Origin of the sequence: Xenorhabdus aichiensis, assembly GCF_028598775.1 — a bacterium.
GTDB classification, from domain to species: Bacteria; Pseudomonadota; Gammaproteobacteria; order Enterobacterales; family Enterobacteriaceae; genus Xenorhabdus; species Xenorhabdus bovienii.
Window position 1 is genome coordinate 1 of record NZ_JAQRFO010000027.1, and the last position, 14,706, is coordinate 14,706.

General features: G+C 44.8%; 10 protein-coding genes. 4 read left to right on the plus strand and 6 right to left on the minus strand.

Annotated features, from left to right (window positions below; translation table 11 throughout):
* The first annotated feature begins 437 nt into the window (after positions 1-437).
* A complete protein-coding gene (gene hmpA / locus PSI22_RS12805) occupies positions 438-1,643 on the plus strand; it encodes an NO-inducible flavohemoprotein (RefSeq protein WP_273580134.1) in 1,206 nt (401 codons plus the stop codon).
* Between the two features lie 83 nt (positions 1,644-1,726).
* Here the strand turns inward: hmpA and glnB are convergent, their stop codons facing one another.
* The 5 genes from glnB to PSI22_RS12830 form a co-directional block, all read right to left on the minus strand.
* Positions 1,727-2,065, minus strand: coding sequence for a nitrogen regulatory protein P-II (gene glnB, locus PSI22_RS12810; RefSeq protein ID WP_012989424.1), 339 nt, complete (start codon positions 2,063-2,065; stop codon positions 1,727-1,729).
* A gap of 15 nt (positions 2,066-2,080) precedes the next feature.
* A complete protein-coding gene (locus PSI22_RS12815) occupies positions 2,081-3,703 on the minus strand; it encodes an NAD+ synthase (RefSeq protein WP_273580093.1) in 1,623 nt (540 codons plus the stop codon).
* A gap of 105 nt (positions 3,704-3,808) precedes the next feature.
* Positions 3,809-5,146, minus strand: coding sequence for a two-component system response regulator GlrR (glrR, locus tag PSI22_RS12820; protein ID WP_273580094.1), 1,338 nt, complete (start codon positions 5,144-5,146; stop codon positions 3,809-3,811).
* A gap of 2 nt (positions 5,147-5,148) precedes the next feature.
* Positions 5,149-6,024, minus strand: a complete 876-nt coding sequence (gene qseG / locus PSI22_RS12825; RefSeq protein ID WP_273580095.1) for a two-component system QseEF-associated lipoprotein QseG — start codon at positions 6,022-6,024, stop codon at positions 5,149-5,151.
* A 5-nt stretch (positions 6,025-6,029) separates the two neighbouring features.
* Entirely contained in the window at positions 6,030-7,469 is a 1,440-nt protein-coding gene (locus PSI22_RS12830) for a sensor histidine kinase (protein ID WP_273580096.1), read from the minus strand.
* An 803-nt stretch (positions 7,470-8,272) separates the two neighbouring features.
* Here PSI22_RS12830 and PSI22_RS12835 point away from each other — a divergent pair.
* On the plus strand, positions 8,273-8,455 hold the full coding sequence (locus tag PSI22_RS12835; RefSeq protein ID WP_273580097.1) for a type II toxin-antitoxin system HicA family toxin: 183 nt from the start codon (positions 8,273-8,275) through the stop codon (positions 8,453-8,455).
* Positions 8,456-8,508: 53 nt separating this feature from the next.
* Entirely contained in the window at positions 8,509-8,916 is a 408-nt protein-coding gene (locus PSI22_RS12840) for a type II toxin-antitoxin system HicB family antitoxin (protein WP_273580098.1), read from the plus strand.
* A gap of 119 nt (positions 8,917-9,035) precedes the next feature.
* Here the strand turns inward: PSI22_RS12840 and purL are convergent, their stop codons facing one another.
* Entirely contained in the window at positions 9,036-12,923 is a 3,888-nt protein-coding gene (purL, locus tag PSI22_RS12845) for a phosphoribosylformylglycinamidine synthase (protein WP_273580099.1), read from the minus strand.
* A 264-nt stretch (positions 12,924-13,187) separates the two neighbouring features.
* Here purL and mltF point away from each other — a divergent pair, with 264 nt between their 5' ends.
* On the plus strand, positions 13,188-14,684 hold the full coding sequence (mltF, locus tag PSI22_RS12850; protein WP_273580135.1) for a membrane-bound lytic murein transglycosylase MltF: 1,497 nt from the start codon (positions 13,188-13,190) through the stop codon (positions 14,682-14,684).
* Positions 14,685-14,706: the final 22 nt, after the last annotated feature.

A 14,706-nucleotide genomic window follows, 5' to 3' on the forward strand; every position in this document is an offset into this window, starting at 1 on the left:
TAAAACACTCATAAATAAAATAAAGAATCAATTAAAATTTTAAAATTAATATAATAACTCATTAGACAATAGAATTAATACCACAGTCATACTATCATAAAATATTAATAACTGGCAGAAAGAAAGAGTGCCACATTGCCGCCCCATTACACAATATTGGTCTAAAAAACGGAGTTTAAAATAATTCAAACACCCTATCTCTATCATGATAATTAACATAATAGAAATAAATTTTTTACTTTTAGACATATCACATATCTCATCGTATTTCAATATATAGCTTTTTTAGGGAATTAGTCCAACCTTGAGATGATACAAATCATCCCTTCTATGACATAAATCAAAACATCCCCTCTCTTTTCTATTTACAAAAAGCGCCAAAAGCTATAAGTTGTATTTAAAATATATGTTATAAATTTCAACGCTATTTGAGAAAAATTCAGGAGCTTCCTATGTTGGATAGCCAAGTTATCGCTACCGTAAAATCCACCATCCCACTGATCGTTTCTACCGGCCCAAAACTGACCGCACATTTTTATGAACGTATGTTCAAACACAACCCTGAATTGAAAGATATTTTCAACATGAGTAACCAGCTAAACGGTGCTCAGCGTGAAGCGCTTTTCAATGCCCTTTGTGCCTACGCTTCCAATATCGATAATCTACAGGCACTGTTACCTGCTGTAGAAAAAATTGCCCATAAACATACCAGCCTGAATATTCAGCCTGAGCATTATCAGATTGTTGGCACCCACCTGCTGGCAACACTTGATGAAATGTTTCATCCAGGCGATGAAGTCCTGAATGCATGGGGTAAGGCCTACGGGGTATTGGCAGATGTCTTTATCAATCGAGAAGAAGAGATTTATCAAAGTGGCGAATCTGAGGAAGGCGGTTGGCGTGGATTACGTCAATTCCGTGTCAACAAGAAGCAACCGCAGAGTGACGTTATTACCAGCTTCGAGTTTGTGCCCGCTGATGGGGGTAAGGTCATAGATTACAAAGCAGGGCAATATTTAGGCATCTACCTGGACACTCCCGTTTTTGAAAACCGTGAAATACGTCAGTATTCACTGACAACAGCACCAAACAACCACAGCTACCAAATCGCTATTAAACGAGAAGCACAAGGCAAGGTATCAAATTTTATGCATGATAATGTGCAGGAAGGCGATACCGTATTACTGGCAGCACCACGCGGTGACTTTTTTCTTGATGTCCAATCAGATACACCCGTTACACTGATTTCTGCGGGTGTCGGGCTAACTCCGATGATGAGTATGCTGCAACATCTGCATAATCAACACCATGTCGGTACAGTGAATTGGTTCCATGCCGCAGAACATGGTGGTTATCATGCTTTCGCAGATAAAGTTAATGCGATTACTCAATCTATGCCCAATCTGCATACTCAAGTTTGGTATCGCGAGCCAAGAAACGAAGATCAACAAGGCGCACATTACCAGCATATGGGACTCATGGATTTATCTGTCGTGAAAGATTCAATCACTGAGGAAGGAATGCAATTCTATTTCTGTGGCCCCGTCGTATTCATGCAATATATCGCCCAACAGCTCTTGGCAATCGGCATTGATAAACAACATATTCATTATGAATGTTTTGGCCCACATAAAGTACTTTAACGCGGAGTTATACTCGATTAAGTGATAAACCATTCAGGGCGTATCTTTACTGCATACGCCCGTTATCACTTCAGCCGTTTTTGTTAAATCGCTTCTTCGTCCTGTTCACCAGTACGAATACGCACAACACGGGCAACATCAAAGACGAAAATTTTACCATCGCCGATTTTGCCCGTTTGTGCAGTCTGAATAATAGTTTCGACGCAGGTATCAACAATATCATCCGGTACCACAATTTCTATTTTGACCTTTGGCAGAAAATCCACCATATATTCTGCACCGCGATATAGTTCAGTATGCCCTTTCTGGCGACCAAATCCTTTCACTTCTGTCACGGTCATACCAGTGATACCCACTTCAGCCAGAGCTTCACGCACATCATCCAGCTTGAAAGGTTTGATAATTGCATCAATCTTTTTCATGAAGTTTTCCTGTTATTACCAGTTTTTACGCCCAAAACCAGAAGTAATCGGGTAGCGCCTGTCTTTACCAAAATCACGCTCTGTAATACGTGGGCCGATAGGTGCCTGCCGGCGTTTATATTCGTTGATATCAACCAACCGGATCACCTTACGAACAATGGCTTCGTCAAAACCTTCTGCAACTAAGTCAGCCACGGATTTATCTTTTTCTACATATCCTTCAAGAATAGTGTCCAACATGTCATATGGCGGCAAGCTATCCTGATCGAGTTGATCGGGTGCCAGTTCTGCGGATGGTGGTCGATCAATCACACGTTGAGGAATGGCAGGGGATACTGTATTACGGTATTTCGACAGTGCAAATACCATAGTTTTAGGGACGTCTTTCAATGCATTAAAGCCACCCGCCATATCGCCATACAGGGTCGAGTACCCTACCGCCGATTCACTCTTGTTACTGGTCGTCAGTACCAGACGGCGGCGTTTGTTCGACATCGCCATCAGAATGACTGCACGGCAGCGTGCCTGCAAATTCTCTTCTGTCGTGTCTTTTTCTGTCCCCGCAAACATCGGTTCGAGTTGTGCCATAAACGCATCAAACATCGGCTCAATGGATACCACATCAAATTCAACACCCAGTAATTCCGCTTGTTCTCTGGCATCATGGATACTCATTTCGGAGGTATAGCGGAATGGCATCATCACAGCCTGTACGTGATCTTTACCCAAGGCATCCACCGCAATCGCCAGTGTCAGGCCAGAGTCAATTCCGCCTGATAAACCCAGCAATGCACCTTTAAAACCATTCTTCTGCACATAATCACGAACAGAAAGCACCAGTGCCTTGTAGATTTGCGCAAGCGGCGACAATTGAGGGATCAAATTTGCCATTGGCTCAATATTCATCTCATTGAAACGGCATTGCTCAACCTGTTCTTCAAAAGCCGCCATGCGATGGGTAATTTTGCCATTTGCATCAAAGACTTTCGAGCAACCGTCAAAGATCAGCTGATCTTGTCCCCCCACCTGATTGAGATAGATGATCGGCAATTGAGTTCGCTGACAGTGCGATTGAATCAATGTGCTGCGAATATTCGGTTTTTCCCGGTTATAAGGCGAAGCGTTAAGGGAAAGAATGATATCCGCTCCTGCTTGTTTCAACGCGTCAATCGGCGCATCAAACCACAAATCTTCACAGATTAATAAACCGAGATTATAGCCTTTGAATGGTACAACACAGCTTTGATCACCCGCTTTGAAATAACGCTCTTCATCAAAAACGCCATAGTTAGGCAGTAATTGTTTGAAATAACGGGCAATAATTTCGCCTTTCCAAAACAGAGAAAGTGCGTTGTAAGTCTTACCGTCCTGTTGCCACGGATGACCAACCAGAATAGCGACCTGAGAGCTTGCCTCCTGCAAACGTACCAATTGTTCACGGCAACGTTGATGCAGATCAGCACGGAACAGTAGATCTTCAGGAAAATAGCCTGACAGCGCCAATTCAGAAAACATAACCAGATCAGCACCTTTTTCCTGCTGTTCCTGTACTGTCTGCAACATACGTTTGCTGTTACCTTCAATGTCTCCCACCAGCCAATTTAGCTGGGCAAGAACGATATTAAGAGTACGACTCATAGATTGCGGCTCTCCTGGGCCATAATTCATCTCTCTGTCTTATCAAGACAGTGTATCTCTATATAATTTATATCCAGTGTAAGAACTTCTGGAGTGGCAGAAAAGTTATTCCTTAAAATCGTTGGCATCCAATTCGTGACGAGCCAGCAATTTATAAAATTCCGTCCGGTTACGTCCTGCCATACGGGCAGCATGGGTGACGTTGCCTTTGGTCATTTGCAGCAGTTTACGCAGGTAATGCAGTTCAAATTGGCCACGAGCTTCCACAAATGTCGGCAATGCCGTGTTTTCCCCTTCCAACGCCTGCATGACCAGTGCATCACTAATCACCGGAGCTGTCGTCAGGGCGACACACTGTTCGATAACGTTGACCAACTGACGTACATTGCCCGGCCAACTCGCTGCCATCAGGCATTTCATCGCATTAGTCGAGAAACTGCGGACAAAAGGTTTATGGCGTTTGGCGGATTCACGTAACAGGTGATTAGCCAATAAAGGGATATCTTCAGCCCGTTCATTCAGTGCAGGAATTTTCATGTTGACGACGTTCAGTCGATAATAGAGATCTTCGCGGAATTCATTGCGCTGCATCGCCTTCGGTAAGTCACGGTGAGTGGCGGAAATAATTCGGACATCAATGTCTATATCGCGGTTACTTCCCAATGGGCGAATTTTGCGTTCCTGCAACACTCTCAATAGTTTGACTTGCAGTGCCAGTGGCATGTCACCAATTTCATCAAGGAATAACGTTCCTCCCTGCGCCGCCAGAAACAACCCTTCCCGACTGCTGACCGCACCAGTAAATGCGCCTTTGGCATGGCCGAATAATTCAGACTCCAGCAATTGCTCAGGCAAAGCGCCACAGTTGATCGCAATAAAAGGTTTCTTCACTCTGGGGCTTACCCGATGGATAGCTTGAGCCAACACTTCTTTACCCGTTCCGCTTTGCCCATTAATCAGAACGCTGACATCTGATTGAGCGACCATTTTTGCCTGTTCCAGCAAACGCAGCATTAAGGGGCTCCGCGTTACAATCTGTTCGCACCACTGCCCATCTATGGCCGGTTTTGACAGTTCCAACGCAGCATCGATGGCTTTATAAAGGGCGTCACGATCAACGGGTTTAGTCAAGAAACTAAATACACCTTGCTGTGTCGCCGCAACAGCATCGGGAATAGAACCGTGAGCGGTCAGAATAATCACTGGCATACCGGGGTGCTGCTTCTGAATTTCCGCAAACAATGCCATGCCATCCATCTCGTCCATGCGTAAGTCACTGATGACTAAATCCACTTTTTCTTTCGCCAATAGACGCAACGCTTCATGACCACTCTCTGCCGTCGTGACACGAAACCCTTCGCTGGTCAGACGCATTCCCAATAGTTTTAGTAAGCCTGGATCATCGTCAACTAAAAGAAGACGGGCGGGATTGCGCACGGTCATTATTATTCAGCTCCTTTTTCTTCTGGGAGATTGGCTTCTGCTTCGGTTTTCTGGTTCATTTCTGGCTTGGCTTCCGGCTTTAATTGCTCAGAGGCTTCTACGTGACCTAAATGCTCGGTTTCACCCGATGTGGCAACACTACTCTGATCTTGTTTGCGTGAGGAAAGCTGGCGTTCAATATCAGTCAAGTTTTCCAGTTTGCGGGAGATTGAACGAAGATCATGCTCCAAACGTGCCCGTATTTCTTTCAGTCGATCAATTTTACTGTCACTATCAAACTGCAATCGCTGGAATTTCAACCTTTCTTCTGCAAGGTTAATTTTCAAATATTGTTGTTCGCGCCACAATTGCAGTAGTGGCCGCAATGCAGACGGAAATTGTGGACTATATCGGTTGAGGTTTTCTACAATTTTGCGACGTTCAATCAGCGTAGGAGTGGCTCGACTCATCAAGATACTCTGTTTGAAAACGTGCCCCCAATCAGTCGGTACCGTCGGCGTAAAACGTTTGGCGGTATCGCGAGCTTCCAGCGAGGATAATCGATCCGTGCAATCCATCACCTTCAACCAATAAAGACCGTTTTCCATTGCCGCTGGTTTGACAATATCCCATATTACATCACACCCCTTAAGCCGATAATCCGTAACTCGCTGTTCTGGCATAATGGCTTGGGCTATTGTTGATAACTCATCATTTCCGGTAGTTTCGGCGCATCCTGCCAGCAAATAGGGAATAAACAATAGTATCATGGTGCGGAAACGCAGGGCTGAAGCCCGCTCAAGAAAATGCTGCATGACAGCAGGTTTTTTCATCGGTTGAATCACAATATTCTGCTGCTCCGTCTTCGTCATAAAACGGTAAGTAAACCTGTTATACATATTATTTAGTCATTCTCTGCGGTTAATGGCAGTTCAATTCGAAAACATACGTCAGCAAATTCGGGTTCTATCAGATGTAGTTCTCCTTCCATCTGTTTAATACAATCTTGCGCAATACTCAAGCCAAGACCACTTCCTTTAACCGCGCCTTTGCGTTGCAGCTTTCCTTGGTAAAATGGCTCGAAAATCATGCTTTTCTCTAATTCAGGGATAGGCGTCCCCGTATTAGCAATGTCAATCTGAATATTTTTACCTACTTGCCGACTGGAAATCCAGATGTTACCGGATTCAGCACCATAGTGCACTGCATTGGAGTAGAGATTATCAATCACTCTCATCAATAGTTTAGGCTCTGCCCAACAAAAAGATGTATCCAATTGAATTTCAGTATTAATATTTTTTGCCCGTGCTGGCAGCTGATGTGACAATACGACGCTATCGACAATTTCTTTTAAAGATACAATCTGATGCTCGGCAGAGCTATCTGCCAATTTGCGGTTATATTCGAGCAACTGTTCAATGAGTTGTTGTAAATGTTTACTGCTGCTGTCCAGAATACTCACCACTTCTTTTTGATCTGCCGTCAGTGGCCCTGCTATTTCATCTGCCAATAATTCTGTGCCTTCACGCATACTCGCAAGAGGCGTTTTTAATTCGTGGGAGATATGACGTAAAAATTCGTGACGCTGAGATTCAAGCCAAGACAGACGTTCACTCAGCCAGATAATACGCTGCGCCAGTGATCGCAATTCCCGTGGCCCCTGGAAGGATTCAATCTGATTATCCAGTGTTTGCCCCGCCCCCAGCCGATTAATCATACTCTCGATCCCTTTCACCGGCCCGATAATCATACGGGTAAAAAGGGTAATCAAAAAAGCACTCAGCAGGAATAAGATCAGGCTCTGCCAGCCAAATAACTGCCCTTTATCTGCAATATCTTTTTGTAGTTGCTCACCACGAATGAAGATGATATTACGGGTTTCTTGCACCAGCAGATTATTGGCTGTGGAAAATTGTTCAAGCCGCTTGTTCGCCTCAGGTTCTGGCATACCATTACTACAGGCAATTTTGGCAAGACCGGACAGTAATTGATTAAACCGCTGGGTATATTCCTTATTAGCCAGCATCATCATCTGATTGCCAAGCATGTTGAGGTACTGTCGGTATTGACGTTGATAGAGTTTTTCAAGCCTGACATCCCCCAATACACAATACTGGCGGTAGCTCCGTTCCATTTCAAGGGCTACGCCTATCATCGCTTCGCTACGGCGGGCATCTGCCAAAGTCGTGCGGTTAATTTCGGCAGCTTGAGTACTGAGTTGATCAAGACTTTGATAAGCCTGATAAGCCAGTACTAAGAGTGGCAATAGCACCAGCCAGAAAGCCATTAACACCAATTGGCGCAATGAACGGGGAAATAAACGCCATTTATTCAAAGAAATCATCTCATAACCTGTAATTACATTGATGCTAACCGACATGAGGCGGAGAAAAAAGCCTACCAGATGATGAATTCTATTGTTACTTTTTCTGGTTTTTGAAAATAGTGGATTGTTGAAAGCTATGCGGGTGCATATACAAACGGATATCTACATGAACACGATGGACAGGAGTTACCTGTAGTAATGACGGCGGGATAGTATCTTATCTACTATCCCGCCAGTGAGGACCCTTCATACTGCTTGATGAGCATGTAGGTGGTGCCTCACTCCACGTGTCGCCCGTAGTTTGATAAGGCCCGAAGGCGAGTATCATTAAGTTGGACGGTAGGCACCTTACTTCGGCATCATTCTGGGCTTATGTGGCATATTTCCACCTAATTGTGGGCCGACATAAAAAGTTGAATGAGCAACTGTTTTATATTATGCACATTGCATGCCAACTTTCAAATAAAAATATTAATAGATTGATTTTATTGAAAATAAAAAAAACATCCTCATACATTCCGCTTCATGATGAATATATTTTCATATCAGCTATGTATTTTTGTCGCCTATTTATGACACCTAATCACATTAAATAATTTTATTAATAAAATCATATAATTAAATGTCTCTTATTTGAGACAAATTAGAGGCTCCTTGTCGCGATATGGAGACATTTTAATTGTATGGCATCAACCATGCCAGAATTGCATCAACAGCAACAAAGCATAATCAATCGCTGCCTGAAGATAGGGGTGATGGTGTTGATGGTGGGTATAAAATGGTGATATAGTATTCTAGATCATTAGCAAATGAGGAGAAAAATGAATAGTGATGAATTAATTAGAAAAATCAAAGCGTGCGGTTGGGAATTAGTGCGGATCAACGGTTCACACCATATTTTCGAGAAATCAGGAGAATCCCAACCGATAGTAATTCCACATCCGCGCAAAGATCTGGCGATAGGAACGCTAAACAAAATACTAAAACAGGCAGGTCTGAAATAATCTGTGAAGCGGTCTATCTACTGGCCGCTTTACCAAAAAAATTAAGGTGAATCATGAGATACCCTATTTATCTACATCAAGCTGAAGATGGTTCGTTCTCTGGTTTCGTACCAGACGTTGTTGGCTGTTATTTTGCTGGTGATACGATAGATGATGCCATTGCTGATGCAGCAAACGCATTAGATACATATTTTGAATATCTGAGTGAAAAAAATCAGGTACCAATAGAGGCAAAAACAATTTCTGACCATTTTAGTGATGACGATTGTACTGGTGGGATCTGGGCATACGTTGATATAGATTTGACTAAATACGAAGGCCGCACTACTAAATTAAACATCACATTGCCCCAGTTTCTATTGGCACGAATTGATGATTATGTGAGCTCACATAGTGAGTACCATAGCCGCAGCGGTTTTTTTGCAGAACTGGCGCGGCGAGAGCTTACGAAACATTCGTAAACAACCACTCCTCATTGCTAAATCACAAAACCCGCGTAAAGCGGGTTTTGTGATTTTTAACTTAAAACACTGATAAATTCTCAGAAATTTATACAAAGGAAGAATAATAACGAAAGAAATTAACCCAACTGTTTGCGCGCATTACGGAAAATACGCATCCATGGGCCGTCTTCCCCCCACTCTTTAGGATGCCAAGAATGGCTGACAGTACGGAATACCCTTTCAGGATGCGGCATCATCGCCGTCACTCGTCCATCAAGGCTAGTCACCGCAGTAATACCGTTCACAGAGCCATTCGGATTAACAGGATAGTTTTCTGTCGCCAAACCATAGTTATCGACAAAACGTAATGCAACCTGCTGGTGTTTTTCCAGTTCAGACAAGCTCTGACTATTCCTAAATTCCACCTGCCCTTCACCATGAGCAACCGCAATTGGCAAACGAGAGCCAGCCATTCCTTGCAAAAACAGTGAAGGGCTATCTGCCACTTCCACTAAACTGAAACGTGCTTCATAGCGTTCTGAACGATTACGTACAAAACGCGGCCAGTGTTCAGTGCCCGGAATCAATTCATGTAAGTTGGAGATCATCTGGCAGCCGTTACATACGCCAAGGGCTAAAGTATCCGGTCTTGCGAAAAAGTTCGCAAAATCATCCCGTACCTGTGAATTAAACAGAATAGATTTTGCCCAACCTTCGCCCGCACCCAGTACATCACCGTATGAGAAGCCGCCACAAGCAACCAATGTCTGGAATTGATCCAGCGTAATCCGCCCACTCAGCAAGTCACTCATGTGAACGTCCACAGCGTCAAAACCAGCACGATGGAATGCAGCCGCCATTTCGACATGAGAGTTCACACCTTGTTCGCGCAATACTGCAACTCTCGGACGCACTTGTTTCGAAATATAGCAAGCCGCAATATCTTCTGCCGGGTCGAAGGTTAACTTCACATTCAAGCCGGGATCGTTCAAATCCTGTTTCGTCTGATGCTCTTGGTCAGCACACTCTGGGTTGTCACGCAGACGCTGCATCTGCCACGTCGTTTCCGCCCACCATAAGCGCAATGTGCTGCGATTTTGACGATAGACGTCCATATCGTTGCTGGAGATCACGAAATCCTCTCCTGCCTGAGCCTGCCCCAAATAGTGTACGCATTCGCTCAGGCCATAATCAGCCAGCAGTTTTTCAACCTGTTCTCTGTCGGTCTGACGAATTTGAATCACTGCGCCCAATTCTTCGCTAAACAGTGCTGCCAAAATATCTTCATCGAATGCACTGATATCGGCTCGCAGCCCACAATGACCCGCAAAAGCCATTTCTGCCAGTGTCACCAACAAGCCACCATCGGAGCGATCGTGATAGGCCAGCAGCTTTTGTTCTGAAACTAATTGCTGAACCGCATTAAAGAAACCTGCGAGTTGCTCAGTACTGCGAACATCTGCGGTTTTGTCACCAAGCTGACGATAAACTTGTGCCAGTGCTGTCCCTCCCAATGCATTTTGCCCTTGCCCCAGATCAATCAGCAGCAGCGCGTTGTCATCATCGGTAGATAACTCGGGTGTCACGGTGTAACGAACATCCTCCACCCGTGCAAATGCACTGATCACCAGTGAAAGCGGTGCAGTCATTTCACGCTCTTCACCGTTTTGGTTCCAGCAAGTTTTCATCGACATGGAATCTTTGCCGACAGGAATCGTTAATCCCAGCGCCGGACACAGTTCTTCGCCCACCGCTTTTACCGCAGCATATAATCCGGCATCTTCCCCGGCATGGCCTGATGCTGACATCCAGTTAGCCGATAATTTCACCCGTTTCAGATCTTGTACATAAGCAGAGGCGATATTGGTCAGCGCTTCCCCGACCGCCATACGCGCCGATGCTGCAAAATTCAACAGAGCGATAGGCGCACGTTCACCTATTGACATCGCTTCACCATAATAGCTATCCAAACTGGCCGTAGTAACAGCGCAATCTGCCACTGGAATTTGCCACGGACCAATCATTTGGTCACGAGCAACCATCCCAGTGATTGAACGATCGCCAATCGTAATCAGGAATGTTTTCTCTGCCACTGCCGGTAAGTGCAGGACTCGTTTTACCGCTTCAGCTAAATCAATACCTCTGCGTTCCAAATTATGACCCTGTGCTTTCAGTGTCATCACATTTTTCAGCATTTTTGGCGTCTTGCCGAGTAAAACATCCAGCGGCATATCGATGGGTTGATTATCGAAATGATTGTCATTCAGTAGCAAGTGACGTTCTTCCGTCGCCTCTCCAATCACTGCGTACGGAGCACGTTCACGACGACAAATTTCCTCAAACTGTGCAAGTTGTTCTGGTGCCACCGCCATGACATAACGTTCCTGGGATTCATTGCACCATACCTGCAATGGACTCATCCCCGGCTCATCATTGAGAATATTACGCAGCTCAAAGCGACCACCCCGACCGCCATCGCTGACTAACTCAGGCATCGCATTTGACAACCCACCCGCACCCACATCATGAATGAACAGAATCGGATTTTTGTCCCCCAATTGCCAACAGCTATCGATCACTTCCTGGCAACGGCGCTCCATTTCTGCGTTGTCACGCTGCACTGATGCAAAATCCAGTTCCGCATCAGATTGGCCTGAAGTCATTGAAGAAGCCGCACCGCCACCCAAACCGATATTCATGCTTGGGCCACCCAGTACGATCAGCTTCGCACCAATAGAAATATCGCCTTTCTGAATATGTTCTTCACGGATATTTCCGATCCCACCTGCCAGCATGATGGGCTTGTGATAACCACGCAATTCTGCGCCATTATGGGAATTCACCTTTTCTTCATAGGTTCTGAAATACCCTAACAACGCTGGACGCCCAAATTCATTGTTGAACGCAGCACCTCCCAACGGGCCTTCCAGCATGATATCCAGCGCACTGACAATCCGATCAGGCTTACCGAAATCTTCTTCCCACGGTTGTTCAAATCCGGGAATTTTCAGATTAGATACCGAAAAACCGACCAATCCGGCCTTGGGTTTTGCACCTCGCCCTGTTGCACCTTCATCCCGAATTTCCCCGCCTGATCCCGTTGCCGCACCGGGCCAAGGAGAAATGGCGGTCGGGTGGTTATGTGTTTCAACTTTCATCAATATGTGGGCAGGCTCTTGGTGGTAATCATACACTCCACTTTCACGATTGGGGAAAAAGCGCCCAACCTGCGAACCTTCCATCACGGCTGCATTGTCTTTATAAGCAGAGAAAACATAATCCGGCGTCTGTTCAAACGTGTTTTTGATCATCTTGAACAGTGAATTAGGTTGTTCCTGACCATCAATCACCCAATCCGCGTTGAAAATTTTGTGGCGGCAATGCTCAGAGTTTGCCTGCGCAAACATGTAGAGTTCAACATCGGTCGGGTTGCGCCCTAATGTCTGAAAGGCTCTCATCAGATAATCAATTTCATCCGCTGCCAAAGCCAATCCCAATTCAATATTGGCTGATTCCAATGCAGCACGCCCTGACTGCAAGATATCGATCTGTTTCAGTGGCGCAGGCCGTTGGTGAGAAAACAGGGCTTCAACCTGTTCAGATTGAGTGAACACACTTTCCATCATTCGATCATGCAGTAACGCAGACAGCTCCTGCCACTGCCCATCACTCATTTCATCACTCTGGATATAATAGGCAATTCCCCTTTCCAAACGGGCAATCTGTTTCAGCCCACAATTGTGCACAATCTCTGTCGCTTTTGATGACCAGGGAGATATCGTGCCCGGACGAGGCGTCACCAGCAATAGTTGACCTTTAGGTTCATGTTCATCCAAAGAGGGGCCATATTTTAATAACCGATTTAATTTCTCCCGCTCATTTCCTGTGATAGGCGAATGAATTTCTGCAAAATGCACATATTCTGCATAAATCTCTGTAACGGGAAGCTGCTGATCTTGGCACTGGGAAAGGAGCTTAGTAATACGAAACGCTGATAAAGCGGGCGATCCACGCAGAATTTCCATAATAATAGGTTCTCTCATCTTAGAAGCAAAGCCCGACTGATGCCTCAGGGGGAAACGCCGACATTATAGAGGAATGTTTCCTTTGACGAAACCGTTTGCGTGACGGTTATTCAATCGAATAATACAATTAGTAGAATTTCAAAATTGATTCAATAAGGTTGCACATCCCAGTTTTGTTACGCAAAATGCTCAATTACTGGAAATTTAACCATGCTATATTTCACATTTCATACGGAACCTACCGCACTGACAAGAGATAACTATTTGAGCAATATCAAGATAAATTATTTTGTCATCGTCATTATCGCGCTTCTCTCTGCTGCAATCATTGGCCTCAATATCAGTTGGCCCAACAAACAGCAGGAGCAGATAAACAGGATTCTGGCACGGGGAGAGCTTCGGATTAGTACCATCAGTTCCCCTCTGATTTCTGCGAACAGCAAAAATGAAGCAACGGGATTCGACTATGAATTAGCCAAACGGTTTGCTGAATATCTAGGTGTAAAACTTGTCATTCATTTTCGCACTAATATTAACCAGATTTTTGATGACCTAGACAACGATAACGTAGATTTTCTGGCTGCTGGCCTTATCTATAATGAGGAACGGCTAGATCAGGCACGCACTGGCCCTGCCTACTATTCAGTTTCACAGCAACTGATTTACCGCAAGGGTACACCCCGCCCACGCACGTTTGGCGATTTAAACGGCACACTGGTTGTCACTGAGGGATCTGCCCATGCCAGAGAACTGAAAAAATATAAAGAAGAGTCTTATCCCAATTTAACTTGGGAAGATACATCACGCGATAATACACGAGAATTACTTGAGCAGGTGTCCGAAGGCAAAATTGACTATACGATCAGCGATTCAATCAGTTTTTCCCTGCAACAGCGTATTCATCCTAATTTGGCTTTTGCTTTTGAAGTGAATGGGGAACGCCCTCTGACTTGGTATTTGAAGCGCAGTGATGACTATAGCCTTTACTCTGCTATGCTCGATTTTTTCAATGAGATGTCAGAAAACGATGTGATACCACAGCTGGAAGAAAAGTATTTCAGTCATATCCACCAATTCGATTATTTTGATACTATTTCATTCATTCGCGCCATCAATAGTACATTGCCGATATATCAGCCTATTTTTGAGAAATACGCTGGCTCACTTGACTGGCAGTTAGTTGCAGCCATCGCATGGCAAGAGTCGCATTGGAACCCGCAGGCAACCTCACCCACAGGCGTTCGCGGTATGATGATGCTTACTCGCCCGACCGCAGAATGGGTCAAGATCAGTGATCGACTTGATCCAGAGGAAAGTGTCAAAGGGGGTATGGCTTATCTGCATTATCTGATGGATCGGTTGCCGAAAACCATTCCTGAAGATGAACGTATCTGGTTCGCCCTAGCCGCTTATAATATGGGTTATGGGCATATTCTCGATGTCCGAAAACTCACGGCAGAACAAAAAGGTAATCCTGACCGTTGGCTGGATATCAAATCTCGCCTTGATCTGTTAAGCAAGAAAAAGTTCTATATCAACACAACATACGGCTATGCCCGTGGCTATGAAGCGTATCGCTATGTCGAAAACATTCGGCGTTATTACCAGAGTCTGGAAGGGTACTTGCGAGCGAAAAATAAACGCAGCAAAAAAGCGGAGCATGAAACACCAATAGATAAGGTCATCGTACCTCTTTCAGATGAGGGAGGGAATAAAGCCGTGGTTCATGAAAAAACGCCGGAAGTCAAAACACCGACGTAATCTCAAAAAGTCCCTTAGCAAT

Excerpts from the sequence above, each read along its gene's own strand:
- glnB (WP_012989424.1), bottom strand. The coding sequence starts at position 2,065 with ATGAAAAAGATTGATGCAATTATCAAACCTTTCAAGCTGGATGATGTG.
- PSI22_RS12815 (WP_273580093.1), bottom strand. The coding sequence starts at position 3,703 with ATGAGTCGTACTCTTAATATCGTTCTTGCCCAGCTAAATTGGCTGGTG.
- glrR (WP_273580094.1), bottom strand. The coding sequence starts at position 5,146 with ATGACCGTGCGCAATCCCGCCCGTCTTCTTTTAGTTGACGATGATCCA.
- qseG (WP_273580095.1), bottom strand. The coding sequence starts at position 6,024 with ATGTATAACAGGTTTACTTACCGTTTTATGACGAAGACGGAGCAGCAG.
- PSI22_RS12830 (WP_273580096.1), bottom strand. The coding sequence starts at position 7,469 with ATGATTTCTTTGAATAAATGGCGTTTATTTCCCCGTTCATTGCGCCAA.
- PSI22_RS12835 (WP_273580097.1), top strand. The coding sequence starts at position 8,273 with ATGAATAGTGATGAATTAATTAGAAAAATCAAAGCGTGCGGTTGGGAA.
- PSI22_RS12840 (WP_273580098.1), top strand. The coding sequence starts at position 8,509 with ATGAGATACCCTATTTATCTACATCAAGCTGAAGATGGTTCGTTCTCT.
- purL (WP_273580099.1), bottom strand. The coding sequence starts at position 12,923 with ATGGAAATTCTGCGTGGATCGCCCGCTTTATCAGCGTTTCGTATTACT.